The sequence below is a fragment of the Pseudundibacterium arcticum genome (assembly GCF_042646465.1).
Classification (GTDB): domain Bacteria; phylum Pseudomonadota; class Gammaproteobacteria; order Burkholderiales; family Burkholderiaceae_D; genus Undibacterium_A; species Undibacterium_A arcticum.
In genome coordinates this window covers 55,216-70,074 of the sequence record NZ_JBHRTP010000036.1, presented here as the reverse complement: position 1 = coordinate 70,074, position 14,859 = coordinate 55,216, and the positions used below count along the sequence as shown (strand labels likewise).

The following is a 14,859-nucleotide window of genomic DNA, read 5'->3' as shown; positions in this document are numbered from 1 at the left end:
GAGTGGAGAAAAAGTCAAACGGCGGCGAACTCATTCGCGGGCCGCGGTATCCTTCTTGACAGCATTGATCGTCCGCGACACGATCGCATCGATGCCCAACTGACCGAGTTCGGCGGTCGAGTGACGTGGGTCACCACCATAGACGCCGTCAGCAGGGCCGAGTCTCGGACCGTTTCGCAGTCGATCCTGCCGCACCATCTGCGGTGCTACCGCGAGCTGCAATGACGTGTCCGCAAGTCCCGCGTGCGTGCCGATCTCGTCATCGCGATAGCCGTGCTGGCGCAGGATTTGTGAATAACCGTCCGAGCTGCTGGCGTAATATTCTGGCGGCACGAATGCCCGGGATGTCGAGCCGGACCATGTCTTGTTGAGTCGGGCGACTACTCGCTTGATATCGTTCTGATAGCCGCCGTGATCGCCGAGAAAGACGATGTTCCTGAATCCATGGACCTTGAAGCTGTTTGCTGCGGACTCCAGCATTTTTTCAAACACGTCGTCCGGGACTGTGATGGTGCCCGGAAAACGCATGTGGGATGTCGGCGGTGCATAGCTTCCTTCCGGCACATAGGCTACTACCGGCGCGACGAGCGCATTGCCCAGTCCTTCCGCAATTCGCTGTGACAGCACCTTCACGCGCGCATTGTGCTTGCCAAGCGCGACATCAGGGCCGCTTTGCTCGGTCCCGCCGACGGGGACAATGATGGTGGTCTTACCCGACTGAATCTGGTCCCGCAGCTCGGTCCAGGTCAGGTCCTCAAGGAACACGGTTTTCGGTGTTTGCGCAATGACGACCTGCGTGGCGGTGAGCAAAATGACGGACATGAAAGTTCGTCGTAGTGGGAAGCGCATGAAGATTCCTCGTCGAAAATACATGGCAGGGCTTTGGAGGTTAAGGAAGCGCGGACGCTGGAACTCAGCAATATAGCGCGGGACCGCTATTTCGTGACATCCTGACAAGACTAACAGTGTATGAGCAAATCCGCCTCGTATCCATCAGTAAGCCGCAATCGACTGAAAACCGAGGGCATCCGATGAATGACCGGAAGTGTCCGTCTCCTGCCTCCGGCAGATATTGGTTTCGATCAATTCGGATATTGTTGCACGTGAGATCAGGTCTGCCTAGTACCCCTTAGCGGCGCATCGGCGATGCGGCAAGGTCCAGATGCAGATGCATCGTTCCGTCTTCGGACGACGGCTTCACATCAAACCCCAACTTGTTCACCAAGTTGAGAACCCGGGTATTGTGCGGCAAGGCTTCGCCCGCCATCTCGCGGGTGCCGCGGCTGCGGCAATAATCGATCAATTTTGACATCAACACGCGGCCAAGCCCTTGCCCTTTCAGGTCGGAGCGCACGATGATCGCGAATTCCGCCTGATCATTGTCCGGATCCGCAACGACGCGCGCAACACCCAGCGTTTCACATCCGCCATCCGGCCGCCGTCTGGTCGCGATGAAGGCCATCTCGCGGTCGTAGTCGATCTGCGTAAATCGCGCCAGTTGCGATGGCTGCAATTCGCGTATTCTGATGAACATACGATAGCGCACATCTTCCGGATCGAGTGCGTTGAAAAACGCGACGTGCGCTTGACCGTCTTCCGGTTTGACCGGCCGCAGCAGCAACGGCTGCCCCTGCCACTCGATTCTCTGCTCCAGTTCTTCAGGATATGGCCGAATGGCGAGCCGATCAATTCCGTTCGCACACGGGCCGGCACTGAGTTCTATTTTGAAAAATAAACGCCTCATTATCGTGTCGGGATCAATACTAGAAACAGGGGTGATTTTTCCAATTGATGTGGATCAAAATTCCCCGAGCATTACCTTCAAGCACTCGTTTGTTTCTGGACTACCATCGTGTTACCGCTTACGCTAAATGCGTGCAGATATCAGTCTCCTCCCGACATCTGGATGCCATCATATCTATAGAGTCTGTCATGAATATAGGAACCACCGAACGCGTCATTCGCATCGTTACCGGGCTTGGATTGTTCAGCATGCTTGTCTTGCTCAGTACCGAATGGCGTTGGGTAGGACTAATTGGCTGGGTGCCGTTAGTCACCGGAGCCATCGGATGGTGTCCGGTATATGCATGGCTCAAGCGCATTTGAAAAGCGATATCTTCATGAGCGGATGATCTACAAACTCCAATAAGGTCAATCAAGAAAAGGAAATTCCATGGCTTACAAGACGATTCTCGTGCACGTAGATCAATCCAGGCATGCGACGATGCGCATCAAAATCGCCGCAGAAATAGCGATTGCGGAAAATGCGCATTTGATCGGTGCCGCGATGACCGGTATCTCACGCTTCGTTTACCAGGACAGCATGATGGATTTCACTGGAACAATCGTGGCCGCCCATATCGATTCTTTCTACGAACGCGCCAACCAGGCGCTCGCGGCGTTTGATGCAATCGCCAAGAAAATGGGCGTGCTCTCGTACGAGAAGCGATTGGTTGATGATGAACCGGAAGGAGGTCTTTCCCTGCAAACCCGTTACTGTGATTTGGTGGTCGTCAGCCAAAGCGACCCGGATCAATCATCCCCTGGCGTCATAGCCGATCTTCCTGAATATGTGATGCTCAATTGCGCGCGCCCGGTGTTGATCATCCCCTATGCAGGTCAGTTTGATCTCGTTGGAAACAACGCACTGGTCGCATGGGACGGCAGCATGGAAGCCACCCGAGCGGTCACGAATGCGATCCCGCTGCTCAAGCGAGCAAAAAATGTCACCGTAGCACTGTTCAATCCCCCCGCACTATCGGATATGCATGGCGCACAGCCGGGAGCAGATGTCGCGCTATACCTGGCCCGGCACGATATCAAGATTGAGGTCCTACAACAGCATACCGAACTCGATGTCGGCGACGCGCTGCTATCCCTGGCAGCAGATATGCGCTCCGATTTGATGGTGATGGGGGGATATGGCCATACGCGTTTTCGTGAAGTATTGTTAGGCAGCGTCACAAAGACCATGCTCAAAACGATGACGGTTCCGGTGCTGATGTCGCACTGATATCTGGAAATAACACCATCAAAAGGCTTGTAAGCTTCATTGTCCGAGCGTACGCCGCGACGCTTACAGCATCATCGATGGCAAAGGCGCGACGTATTACGGTATTGGTGCAGCGCTTGCGCGCTTGAACCGTTGCATCCTATATGAGGAGCGGACCGTGTTTGCCGCTTGTTCGGTGGTCCCTGCCGTCGAAGGCATCGCCGATATCGCGCTGCCTCTTCCGCATATCATCGGACGCTCCGGCATCCATTCGACGCTGCAGCCAACGGCCGATGAGCGTGAAAAGGACGCACTGCGTGAGAGCGCTGCGTTGATTAAGCGCAGCGTCACCGCTCTAGAACATTAGGCGCACTTAAGGCAGGACTGGACGCGCTCCGGTCAGAAAATACTCAATCAGTTCTCGCACCGGCCTGATGGCGCTGCCAAAGGGCAGACTCTCCGAGCCCCGGAAAAACAATCCGCGTTTGATGTCCCCGTTCAATGCAAAAGCGAGTTGCGTATCGATGCAAAACTGGCCAGCCTTGCCGATACCGTCACGCAAGCCGCATTGCTGCAGGCAATCGAAACCCACCGTGCATTGCCTGGCTTTTGCCTTTTTCTGCAGCTTTTCTTCCTTATCCAAATAATTGACAAGCCAAGGGGTGCGTACCGCACGTGCTGGCAGTCCTGCAACGCTCATGAAGGTAACGATATCTTCCGGGCGCGCGTCGGCCAGTACTTGCTTGAAGTTGGGATGAGCATCCCCCTCTTGGGTCACCGCAAACGGCGTTCCGAGTTGAACAGCGCTTGCGCCCAACGCAAATAACGTATGCATCTGCTCGTGACTGTGGATGCCGCCTGCGGCGATCAAAGGGATCCGTTCCCGCTCGATTCCGAGCTGCCGAAATAATTCCAAGGTCGCTTCCAATACCACAGGAAAAGCGTAGTTGGCATCGTTCACATCCTCCAACCGCGCAGCGCCCAGATGACCCGCTGCGTGAAGCGGACTTTCAATCACAATCGCATCGGGCAAGCGATTCTTGCGCATCCACTTTTTCAGAAGCAGTGCGATGCCACGTGCATCGGACAAAATTGGAATCAACGCGACGTCAGGATGGTCGGAAGTCAGCTCAGGCAAATCAAGCGGCAAACCAGCTCCAACCACCACTGCGTCGGCGCCGCTCTCGCAGGATTGGCGAACATAGGAAGAATAATCCGCCACCGCACGCATCACATTCACCGCTATCATGCCGCGTCCACAGGATATTTCCTTCGCAGCGCGGATCTCGCGATCGAGTGCGACCAGGTTTACCGCATTGATCACTTCCTTCTCGCGTGAGCGGTTGGTTTGGACCATCAGGTCCGCATGATGTCGACGCAGATCGACGCTCGATATGGTGCCGACGGCACCCAGCCTGGCGACATTCCCCGCGAGGCGGTGTGCGGAAATGCCGATGCCCATGCCGCCCTGGACAATCGGCAGCAATAATTTATCTTTTACTTTCAATAACGGGAATACAGTTTCCAACACAATCGTCTTCCTGTTCAAATGCGGATGCCAGAATGTAGCAAGTCGGTCCGTCAAAAAAAATGACCTAGATCAAAAAAAACATAACGAGGACATTGACGAAGCGGATCGCTTCCTCAGCAGCTCACCGATCGCGACAGCGATCAGCTTGCACAACTTGTTCCGGTTTCAATTCTTATCCTTGTTTTCACCAGCGCCACTGTTCGGCGCAGAAAGTGAATCGCGCAATCCTGCACGCAATGCGGCAATTTCCTCACGCAACATGCGCATATCTGAATGCAGTCCCCGCATGAAGCGCTTCTCGTCTTCGCCAACCAGGAGCGCGGCAATGCTCGCCGTGACCACGGAGAACAGCGCATAGCCAAGCAACACGATAAAGGCGGCAAAGATACGGGACGCAGGAGTGGACGGGACCAAATCGCCATAGCCGACCGTTGCACCGGTGATGAATGCCAGCCAAACCCCGTCAGCGTAGGTGTGAACCTTTGGCTCCAGCCAGAAGAACCCTGCACCAGCGATGGCTAGCACGAACACGGCTAATGTGACGATTTGCAGCAGTCGATGCGGGGCGACGTATTTTGCTAACAATGTCGCCAAACGGATAAATACGACACCACAATATCCCAGGCGCAATAGCCATTCGATATTCGACCACGGGGATTCGGTAGGCCAGGTGCTGGCCAACGCCCCCAGCAAAACTAACAGATCCACTTTGGACAGGTCGCCTACCCAGCCCCGCTGTCCTCTGTTGCACGTCACAAGGATATCCACGCTCATCATTGTCGCCACCACCCCATAAAGCCAGTGGCCGGCGCTGCGATAAGATGGTTGTGCCCCGGTCAATACCAGATAGAACGCAGGAATCGACAGGATCAGCGCAATCAGCAACATGGGCCGCTCGGGCCAGGACAATCTCAGTTTTTTCATTCCATTCCGGCGTATCCCGCGCGCGGCAAGTACCGACGACACAGTTTGATAGAGGTTCATTGGAATATGATCGAATCCCGCCAGGAAAAACTTGCGGTGGATCAAGAATCTGAGGAGTATCAAGCGAGGAAGGGTAAAGGAGATCTAGCGCCTTTTCGATGCAGTGCATGACCGACCGGGCGTTCCTGCTGGCGGAAGCAGCCTTCAAACAATCGGAGAAACCTAATTGCCCTGCGATTGGTCGATGAATGGTCGAGCTTCACGCCACGCTGTTCCATCATTTTCTCAAAACGGCGGTAACTTAACGGATACGCTGCGATCCATCGAACGCATACCAAGATGAGGTCCAATGGAAATCGCATGCTGTCAATGTCCGCCGAGCCGCATCATCGTTTTTTTGTGAAGCCGCTCAATATTTCCGAATCCGACTCCATAGGCTTGGTGCGAAAGAACCAAGGATTATTCTCCCTATATAAACAACTTCATAGGCTTACGTCGCCCAGTCGTCGACCGAATTCAACTATTTGCTCAACCTCAAGATTGGCAAACGCCACCCGTAGAAATCGCTCCTGCCCCGGGCCAAACATGGTACCAGGAAGACATAGCAGGTTATGTTCATCGGCCAGATGACGCGCGACATCGTACGCGCTCAATGATGAAAATGGGTGTTCCAGATACGCGAAATACGCGCCGGATGACACCAGGCGAAATCCATTCGCCGGCGTTGCGAAGATATTTTTCAACACGGTGTTTCGTGCCTGCATGATGTGGCGCTTTTCGTTGCGCCAGGCGTCCAGATGACGCAGTCCGAACAGCGCGGCAAGTTGACCGATACGCGGCGCACAGATCGTGATGCAGTCGAGCAGTTTTGCAATTTCAGCTTGCAGACTCGTGCCCGCTGTCACACTGCCGACACGATATCCGGTAAGCGCGTAGGCCTTGGAAAAACTATACAAATGTATCAATGCCTCCGGCCAGTCGGCGCGGGCGAACAAGCGGTGCGGTGGCGTGCCGGTATCGTCGCGAAAATCCTTATAAGTTTCATCCAGCACCAGTGCAAAGCCATGGTCTTTCGCCAACTCGAAACATTGCTCGATGAACTCGGCCGAATAAATGGCGCCGGTCGGATTGTTTGGGGTGACCAATACCAGCGCGCGGGTACGTCCGGTGATGCGATCGGCGATCGCCTTAATATCAGGCGTGCCGTGATTATCCGCATTGAATGGTATATACACCGGCTTGATGCCCAGCGTTTGCAGCCACATCTGCTGATTGAAGTAATACGGCAGAGGCAACAATACTTCATCGCCCGGTTCAGCCAATGCCATCATGGTTACCGCGAATGCTTCATTGCAGCCTGCGGTAATCGCGATGTTCTCGTGGGTGATCGTACCGGCGTAGTCACGCGCCAACTCGGCGGCCAGTTCGCGCCGCAGCGCTGGCAAGCCGGCGATCTCGGTATACAGCGCGGTCGTTGGCTGCAATACCTGTTCTGCCAGAAAAGTTTGCAACGCCAGCGCCGGGGCGTAACTCGGCACGGCTTGTGACACATCGAGCAGCGGACAATCGGCCGGGAATGAGCGGCCTGCAACCCACGCCTGGGCATCGGCGATGGGTGGGGCTGCAACCTGGCGTAGTACGGAATTTATGCGAAAGCTCATGAGTCATCTTCCAATTAAAAATGCACGCCAGTGCCCCCGTCATTCCTGACGCGACGGACCGATGTCACGGTCTCGCCCAGAGAAATTGCAAGCCTCGATTCCTGCCGTACTGCTCTAAGCGCGATACTGCACTTTGGGTAATACGCACAGCATCTCGAATAACAGATTGGCGCCCACCAAGGCGGTATTGCCGGACAAATCGTAGGGCGGGGAGATTTCGACCAGATCGCCGCCGATGATGTTTAAGCCCCGGCACCCACGGATTATTTCGAGCGCTTGCCATATCGTCAGGCCGCCAATCTCCGGAGTCCCGGTACCAGGCGCAAATGATGGATCGAGGCCGTCGATATCAATGCTCAAATAGACCGGTCCACCACCGACTTGGTCGCGAATTTCCGCCATCAGCGGCGCCAGCGACTTGTACCAGCATTCCTCTGCTGGAACCACACGGAAACCCTGGCTACGCGGCCAATCAAAGTCTTCCGCCGTGTAACCGGTGCCGCGCAAACCAATTTGCGCAACGCGCTTGCCATCGAGTAATCCTTCTTCCACCGCGCGGCGAAATGGCGTGCCGTGCGCAATTTTTTCGCCGAACATCGAGTCGTTGATATCGGCATGCGCATCGATATGCACCAGTCCTACCGGGCCGTATTTCTTTCGCATCGCGCGCAAAATCGGCAGCGCAATCGTGTGGTCGCCACCCATTGTCAAGGGGGTACAGTCATGCCGCAAGATCTCGTCGTACGCGTCGGTGATGATGTCGATGCTCTTTTGCGCATTGAAGGTATTGATTGCGACATCGCCAATGTCGGCAATCTGCAACGAATCAAAGGGCGCGGCGCGCGTCGCCATGTTGTAGGGGCGCAGCAAACAGGATTCGGCGCGAATCGCACGTGGCCCGAAACGCGCACCGGCGCGGTTCGAGGTGCCGATATCAAACGGCACACCGACAAAACAGGCATCCAAACCTTGCGCCGACGTCGCACTCGGCAGGCGCATCATGGTGGCCGGGCCGGCAAAACGCGGCATTTGATTTCCGCCTAAGGGCTGATTGAGAATTCGTTCTGACATGTCTTTCTCCTGATGATTTATTGCCTGATCAAGCTCGGGCGGTTACAACGTGTTTTATTTCCTGGAATGCTGCCAGGCCCCACGGCCCGAGTTCGCGTCCGAGACTGCTTTTTTTCATCCCACCCCACGAGGTTTGCGGGAAGATCACTTGCGGTGCATTGACCCACACCATGCCCGCTTCCAGTGCGGCAGACACCCTCGTTGCGCGTGCTGCGCTGCCGGTCACGACGGTCGCCACCAGACCATACTCGCTGTCGTTGGCGAGTGCGACGGCTTCCTGCTCGTTGATAAAACTGCGCACACACAACACCGGTCCGAAAATTTCTTCGCGCCAGATCACGCTGTCTAGCGGTACCTCATTGAAAATCGTCGGCGCCACAAAGAAGCCATGCTGACAATCCGCTGCACGACCGCCGCCGGTGACGAGCTTGGCGCCATCGGCAATGCCGCGCTCGATGTAGCGCAGCACCCGTTCATACTGCGCGCGATTGACCAGCGGTCCCATCTGGGTATTCTCGGCAAGCGGATTGCCTATCACGATTTCTTCTGTCGCCTGCTTCAGACGCGCCAGAAATTCATCAGCAATCGATTCTCCCACCAGCAGACGCGATGTCGCGGAACACATTTGTCCGGCGTTGAAAAAGATGCCGCCTGTGACCAGGGAAACCGCCAGATCCAGATCGGCATCGGCAAACACCAGGATCGGCGACTTGCCACCAAGCTCCAGGCTGACGCCTTTGATACTTTCTGCTGCGGTCTTCATCACCATACTGCCCACGGCATTGCTGCCGGTGAAGGAAATTTTTGCGAGCAGGGGGTGGGCAACCAGTGGCGCCCCCACGCTTTGACCGGTGCCGGTCACCACATTCAGCACCCCGGCCGGCAAGCCCGTCGCATCGATAATTGCAGCGAGTGCGAGTTCCGGCAAAGGCGTGACTTCGGACGGCTTCAATACCACGGTGCAGCCGGCGGCCAGCGCAGGCGCCAGCTTCCAGGCGGTGGTCACCATCGGGAAATTCCATGGCACGATCAAACCGACCACGCCGCAAGGTTCACGCCGCAGGCTTGCCTGAAAATCTTCGCTCGGTATCGCGACCGCCGCATTCTGCTGGCTATCCAGCTGTTCAGCCAGGTCCGCGTAGTAGGCAAACGTCGCGATCACATCGGCGACGTCGATCGCCGATTCAGTCAGGGGCTTGCCACTGTTCTCCGACTGCAGGCGTGCCAGAAAATATTTGTTCTCGTCGACGCCACTTGCAATGGCACGCAGATATCGCGCGCGCTCGCTGCCTTTGCTATGCCGCCATGTCTTGAAAGCGCGCGCCGCAGCCTGTACCGCGGCATCGACATCCGCCGCACCGGCGGCAGCGACGTCAGCCAGCTTTTCTTCATTGGACGGATTGATCACCGGCAGCGTTTGGTGCGAGGTCGCATCGCACCAGTTCCCATCGATATACAACTGGGTGGGTATGGCGCTCAACATACCGCCCCCTGTGTCTCGATCCACATTTTTTCATCGATCTCCAAAACGGTCGGCATAGTGCGTCCGGCGGCGCGCACCAGTTCCTCGCGCAAACCGCCGAGCGTGTTGATGCGCTCGCCGGCACAGCCGAATCCACGTGCCAAGGTCATGAAATCGGGTGTGTAGATATCGACGCCGACCGGCGTGATGTTGCGGTCGTTCATGTATTTTTTGATTTCGCCGTAACCTGCGTTATTCCACAGCAGGACGATGACAGGCACTTGCGCTTCAACCGCGCTCGCCAGTTCCGGCAGGGTGAACTGCAAGCCGCCATCGCCGATCAAACAGACCACCGCGCGCTTTCCGGCGCCGAGCTTGGCGCCGATCGCGGCGGGCAATCCATAGCCCAGGGTTCCGTAACCGGTAGACGAATTGAACCAGGAGCGCGGCGTCGCGGCTTCATACACCAGATTGCCGACATATACCGGCTGGGTCGAGTCGCCTGCGATGATCACGTCGGGCAAGGTCTGGGCGACCGTATCCAGCATTCTCTTTTGCGCCCGGGTGGCCGCATCGTAGCCGGCAGTGACCACGCTGCGCACTTTTGCCGCACGCTGCGCCCCCCAGTTGGGGGCTTCCGGAGTGCGCGGCGCGGCGCTGACTGTGCTGAGCAGAGCACTTAATGCGCGCTGCGCATCGGCCACGATCGCTATCGTGGCGCGGTAGTTGCGCGTCAGTTGCTCCGCGTCGATGTCGATACGAATCAGTTCCCCCGGAATCGTGAAGCCACCGTCGAATACAACGTCATAATCGGTCTCGCCCAGTTCCGTCCCAATCGCCAGTACCACGTCGGCTTCCCGCACCAGCTCGCGTGTGACGGCAGTCGATTGGGTGGAGCCGATCAGCAGCGGATGATCGCGCGCAATCAGGCCCTTCGCATTGATCGTCAGCGCAACAGGTGCATGCAAGTGCTCGGCCAGGCGCTGCAATTCAGAGCCGGCATCGACCGCTCCGCCGCCAGCCAGGATCAACGGACGCCTTGCTTGCAGTAACCGCGTGGCGGCTTCTGCAATCGCGCTGTGACATGCCAATGGCCGCGATAACGCGACCGACCGCGCCAGCGGCAAATGATCGGCCGGTGCAGTGATCACATCCAGCGGGATTTCAATATGCACAGGACGCGGTCGTGCCGACTCGAACACCGCGAACGCCCGCGCCAGGACTTGCGGCAATTCATCCGGTGTCATCAAGGTGTGCGAGAACGCGGTGAAGCCGGCTGTCAGATTGCGCTGGGAGGGCAATTCATGCAAATGGCCGTTGCCACTGCCCATCTGATGGCGGGCATTGACGCTGGAGATCACCAGCATCGGAATCGAATCCGCATAGGCCTGTGCCATCGCGGTTGCGATGTTGGTCATCCCCGGCCCGGTGATGATGAAACACACGCCGGGCTGCCCGGTGACGCGCGCATAACCGTCGGCCATGAAACCGGCGCCTTGCTCATGACGCGGTGTGACATGACGCATCGATGATTCGGCAAGGCCGCGATAGAGTTCCACGGTATGCACGCCCGGGATCCCGAATACCAGCTTGACGCCGTAGTTCTCCAACAATTTAACTAATACTTCACCACAGGTTGCCATTGCCTCACTTGCCCTTCTTGATAAAAACTTGTTCATGTTGATGTGCACACCCCGACGCCGTCCGGGTCCTGCATTATTTCAACGACCCGGAAAGAAACTGCTTCAGGCGTTCACTACGTGGATTGACCAGTACTTCTTTCGGGTTGCCTTCTTCTTCCACCCGTCCCTGATGCAGGAACATCACGTGGTTCGAGACACTCTTGGCAAATCCCATCTCGTGCGTCACCACGATCATGGTGCGTCCTTCCGCCGCCAGGTTTTGCATCACGCGCAGGACCTCGCCCACCAACTCCGGATCGAGCGCCGAGGTCGGCTCGTCGAACAGCATCACTTCCGGCTCCATCGCCAAGGCCCGTGCAATAGCTGCACGTTGTTGCTGGCCACCGGACAAATGGGCAGGGTAATAATCGCGGCGTTCATAAATGCCGACCTTGTCGAGATAGACCTTGGCGCGATCGATGGCTTCGGCTTTTGGAATGCCAAGGACATGCACCGGCGCTTCGATCACGTTTTCCAGTACCGTCATGTGCGCCCACAGGTTGAAGTTCTGGAACACCATCGCTAACTTGGCACGCACACGCTGCAATTGCCCGGCATCGGTACTCTCCAGATTGCCGTCCCGGCCACGCGCCAGGCTCAATGCCTGGCCGTCAACAATGATCCGGCCTTCGGTCGGCTTTTCCAGCAAATTGATGCAGCGTAAGAACGTGCTCTTGCCGGAACCGCTGGAGCCGATGATGCTGATTACATCGCCTTTTTTCGCTTCCAGCGAGACACCCTTGAGCACCTCATTCTGACCGAAACGCTTGAACAAATTTTCAACTACTAACTGACTCATGTCGTCTCCTGCTTCATGATTCTTTGGCTTTGTACTTTGCTGGCGACGGGCTCAGACGCACGTGGCTGCAGATACGCCAGCCATTTTCGTTCCGCCATCCTGAAGCCTTTGACCAGCAGCAAGGTCAACACCAAATAGATTGCGCCTGCCGTCATGAACGGTTCGAAGGCCAGATAAAACTGCGCATTGATAAAGCGCGCGACGCCGGTAATATCGAGCATGGTGACCAGACTGGCCAGCGAGCTCATATGCAGCATCATGATCACTTCATTGCTGTATTGCGGCAGCGCGCGGCGCAGCATCGACGGTATCAGGATGCGCCGATACAGCGTGATCTTTCTCATCCCGACGCTCTGCGCGGCTTCTACTTCACCGGATGGAATACTCCTCAAGCCGCCGGCAAAGATCTCGGTCGTGTAAGCGGTCGTGTTGATCACAAAAGCGAAAATAGCGCAGAAAGTCGCATTTGAAAACCATGCCCATAGAATGCTTTCACGCACCATTTCAAATTGCGACAAGCCGTAATAGATCAAAAACAATTGCACCATGGCCGGCGTACCACGCACCACGAACGTAAACGCGGCGACCGGGGTCGCCACCCATCTAGCGGAAGAAATGCGCATCACAGCCAGCGGAATGGACAATAAAAGACCGAACAGGACGGAAGTCGCGGTCAGGAACAGGGACACCAAGATTCCCTTGCCGAACAAGGGTAGATTTTCAAGAATCAAATTCCAGTTCATCATTGCGCCTCTATGAAAAATTCGCTGGTTTGAAGCCCATCGAATATTTCTTTTCCAGCCAGCGCAACATCAGCATAGAGACCGTCGTGATGGCGAGATACACCAGCGCCGTCACCAGATAGAACGTGAACGGCTGGCGGGTCGCTTCCGATGCGCCGCGCGCCTTGAACATGATGTCCTCCAGACCGATGATCGATACCAGCGCAGTGCATTTCACCAGCACCAGCCAGTTATTGGTAAATCCGGGAATGGCCAGGCGCACCATCTGCGGCAGGATAATGCGCAAGTACACGCGTGTGTTGCTCATGCCAAATGCCAGACCCGCTTCCGCCTGTCCCTTTGGTATCCCCAAAATAGCGCCGCGAAACGTTTCGGTCAGATAGGCGCCGAAGATGATGCCCAGCGTCAGCGTGCCCGCCAAAAAAGGATTCAGGTCGAAGCTGCCGTCGCCGCCCGCCAACTCGATGAGATAGTTCACCACTGCCGGCGCACCATAAAAAATCAACAGCATCATCACCAGGTCGGGAATGCCGCGTATCACGCTGGTATAGGCTTCCGCCGCTTGCATCAGGAACGGATGTGTCGACATTTTGCAGACGGCGCCCAATAGTCCCAGCGCTATCGCGAAAAATAATGCGACCAGCGCCACTTGCAGCGTGACCCACCCTGCCGCGACCACGGTCAAGACGTAATCCAGAATCATCTATAAATCCCTTGCTGTGACTCGGCGGCTCTATTGCGGAGTTAGCACATGATTGACACGCACTACCCCATACCGACCTCCTCCGCTGCAAGCGGGAAGGGGTTATGGTGGGGGCCGAACGTATCAATGCGCTCTGCTGCCAATCAATTACTAAAAAGTCAGTAAAACAAACGGCGGCTCGCGCTATCAAGGCCGCCGTTCCGTATCAACGATCGACCAGTTTATTTTTCGCCGGATATATCAAACGGGAAATGCTTGTCGTTGATTTTTTTGAAGGTGCCATTCTTTTTTACTCCCGCCAGTCCGGCATTGAACAGGTCGCGCAATTCCTTATCCTGTTTGCGGACGCCTACCGCGACGCCTTCGCCAAGCTTCTTGTTGTCCTTGCCGGTGAATGTCGGGCCGACAAACTCGAACATCTTGTCGTTACCATCCTTGCTCAGAAAGCCATCGTTGATCTGGACGATGAAGCCGAAATGTAGATCCGCACGACCATTCAGCAATTCGAGGTACGGTTCGCCCGCGCCGACATAGCGCTTGATCGTCGCCACATCGCCGAATTGCTCGGTCACGAAATTGTCTTGCGCGGTACCCGTTTGCACCGCGATGGTTTTACCCTTCAAACCTTCTTTGCTAATCGTAGTGTTCGTGCCTTTTTTGGCCACAAAGCGATTTTGCATGCGGTAATAGGTGTCGGAAAAATCGATCGCCTTTTTACGTTCTTCGGTAATGTTCATCGACGTCATCAACGCATCGTGTTTTTTTGCCACCAGGCCGGGAATCAAACCGTCCCAGCCAACGTTGACGATTTTGCATTTGACTTTCATTTCCACGCACAAGGCATTGGCCAGGTCCACCTCAAAGCCGACCAGCTTGCCATCCGGCCCGACCGATTCAAACGGCGGATAGGTTGCATCCATCGCGATGGTGACTTCTTTCCATTCTTTTGCCTGCACAGCGGGTGCGCTCAACACTCCGGCCAAGACCAATAACGTAACCAGCTTATTCATGATGTCTCCTTCTTTTTTAGTAATGAATGAATTGTGCTTAAGCTATGTTCCCGCTTACGCCCTACGGTGACAAGCTATCATTTCTCATTAAAAGCATGAGATTTATGCATAACGGTAGCAAAATTCAAACAGCGCGTCAGGCGCTTATCGAAAATACACTTATTATTGTATTTTTGGAAATATTCTGGCGGCGTCACGCATTCAGGTATTCGGCCCCCACGCCACGTCGGGAGGCCATCGCGCCCCTGCCCGGGAGGAAACGTCGCCCCTCCCCCTTTGCA

Annotated in this window: 14 protein-coding genes and 2 pseudogenes; 3 read left to right on the top strand and 13 right to left on the bottom strand. The window is 55.9% G+C overall.

The genetic code is table 11. From position 1 onward, the window contains the following. Positions 1–30 precede the first annotated feature (30 nt). Positions 31–849 carry a creatininase family protein gene (locus tag ACFOFO_RS12340; protein WP_390323323.1) on the bottom strand — a complete coding sequence of 273 codons (819 nt, stop codon included), beginning with the start codon at positions 847–849 and terminating at the stop codon, positions 31–33. 280 nt (positions 850–1,129) lie between these two features. Next, the gene (locus ACFOFO_RS12335; RefSeq protein WP_390323322.1) at positions 1,130–1,744 is read right to left on the bottom strand and encodes a GNAT family N-acetyltransferase; all 615 of its coding nucleotides are present in this window, start codon (positions 1,742–1,744) and stop codon (positions 1,130–1,132) included. Between the two features lie 188 nt (positions 1,745–1,932). Here ACFOFO_RS12335 and ACFOFO_RS12330 point away from each other — a divergent pair, with 188 nt between their 5' ends. From ACFOFO_RS12330 to ACFOFO_RS12320, 3 genes and pseudogenes are all read left to right on the top strand, one after another. Next, the gene (locus ACFOFO_RS12330; RefSeq protein ID WP_390323320.1) at positions 1,933–2,106 is read left to right on the top strand and encodes a YgaP family membrane protein; all 174 of its coding nucleotides are present in this window, start codon (positions 1,933–1,935) and stop codon (positions 2,104–2,106) included. Positions 2,107–2,173: 67 nt separating this feature from the next. After that, on the top strand, positions 2,174–3,013 hold the full coding sequence (locus ACFOFO_RS12325; protein ID WP_390323319.1) for a universal stress protein: 840 nt from the start codon (positions 2,174–2,176) through the stop codon (positions 3,011–3,013). 55 nt (positions 3,014–3,068) lie between these two features. Beyond that, positions 3,069–3,359: pseudogene (locus ACFOFO_RS12320) on the top strand (L-lactate dehydrogenase); the annotation flags it as partial. Positions 3,360–3,365: 6 nt separating this feature from the next. On the opposite strand, the gene ACFOFO_RS12315 reads toward ACFOFO_RS12320, so the two are convergent. The 11 genes and pseudogenes from ACFOFO_RS12315 to ACFOFO_RS12270 form a co-directional block, all read right to left on the bottom strand. Beyond that, positions 3,366–4,526, bottom strand: coding sequence for an NAD(P)H-dependent flavin oxidoreductase (locus tag ACFOFO_RS12315; protein WP_390331657.1), 1,161 nt, complete (start codon positions 4,524–4,526; stop codon positions 3,366–3,368). Positions 4,527–4,688: 162 nt separating this feature from the next. Next, positions 4,689–5,552 carry a potassium channel family protein gene (locus tag ACFOFO_RS12310; protein WP_390331639.1) on the bottom strand — a complete coding sequence of 288 codons (864 nt, stop codon included), beginning with the start codon at positions 5,550–5,552 and terminating at the stop codon, positions 4,689–4,691. Positions 5,553–5,617: 65 nt separating this feature from the next. Beyond that, positions 5,618–5,809: pseudogene (locus ACFOFO_RS26600) on the bottom strand (IS6 family transposase); the annotation flags it as partial. A 120-nt stretch (positions 5,810–5,929) separates the two neighbouring features. Next, positions 5,930–7,108: an aminotransferase gene (locus ACFOFO_RS12305; protein ID WP_390331637.1), complete on the bottom strand. Its 1,179-nt coding sequence runs from the start codon at positions 7,106–7,108 to the stop codon at positions 5,930–5,932. A 114-nt stretch (positions 7,109–7,222) separates the two neighbouring features. Beyond that, complete coding sequence (speB, locus tag ACFOFO_RS12300; protein ID WP_390323311.1) at positions 7,223–8,179, bottom strand: agmatinase; 957 nt, start codon at positions 8,177–8,179, stop codon at positions 7,223–7,225. A gap of 28 nt (positions 8,180–8,207) precedes the next feature. Further along, on the bottom strand, positions 8,208–9,662 hold the full coding sequence (locus ACFOFO_RS12295; RefSeq protein ID WP_390331635.1) for an aldehyde dehydrogenase family protein: 1,455 nt from the start codon (positions 9,660–9,662) through the stop codon (positions 8,208–8,210). Then, positions 9,656–11,284 (bottom strand): 5-guanidino-2-oxopentanoate decarboxylase, encoded by a 1,629-nt coding sequence (locus ACFOFO_RS12290; RefSeq protein ID WP_390323309.1) that lies wholly within the window; start codon positions 11,282–11,284, stop codon positions 9,656–9,658. The genes ACFOFO_RS12295 and ACFOFO_RS12290 overlap by 7 nt, the downstream gene beginning before the upstream one ends. A gap of 73 nt (positions 11,285–11,357) precedes the next feature. After that, complete coding sequence (locus tag ACFOFO_RS12285) at positions 11,358–12,122, bottom strand: ABC transporter ATP-binding protein (protein WP_390331633.1); 765 nt, start codon at positions 12,120–12,122, stop codon at positions 11,358–11,360. After that, on the bottom strand, positions 12,119–12,868 hold the full coding sequence (locus ACFOFO_RS12280; protein WP_390331631.1) for an ABC transporter permease: 750 nt from the start codon (positions 12,866–12,868) through the stop codon (positions 12,119–12,121). Before ACFOFO_RS12280 ends, ACFOFO_RS12285 begins: the two co-directional genes overlap by 4 nt. Positions 12,869–12,875: 7 nt before the next feature. Continuing rightward, entirely contained in the window at positions 12,876–13,568 is a 693-nt protein-coding gene (locus tag ACFOFO_RS12275) for an ABC transporter permease (protein ID WP_390331629.1), read from the bottom strand. A 221-nt stretch (positions 13,569–13,789) separates the two neighbouring features. Then, positions 13,790–14,578 carry an ABC transporter substrate-binding protein gene (locus tag ACFOFO_RS12270; RefSeq protein ID WP_390323306.1) on the bottom strand — a complete coding sequence of 263 codons (789 nt, stop codon included), beginning with the start codon at positions 14,576–14,578 and terminating at the stop codon, positions 13,790–13,792. Positions 14,579–14,859: the final 281 nt, after the last annotated feature.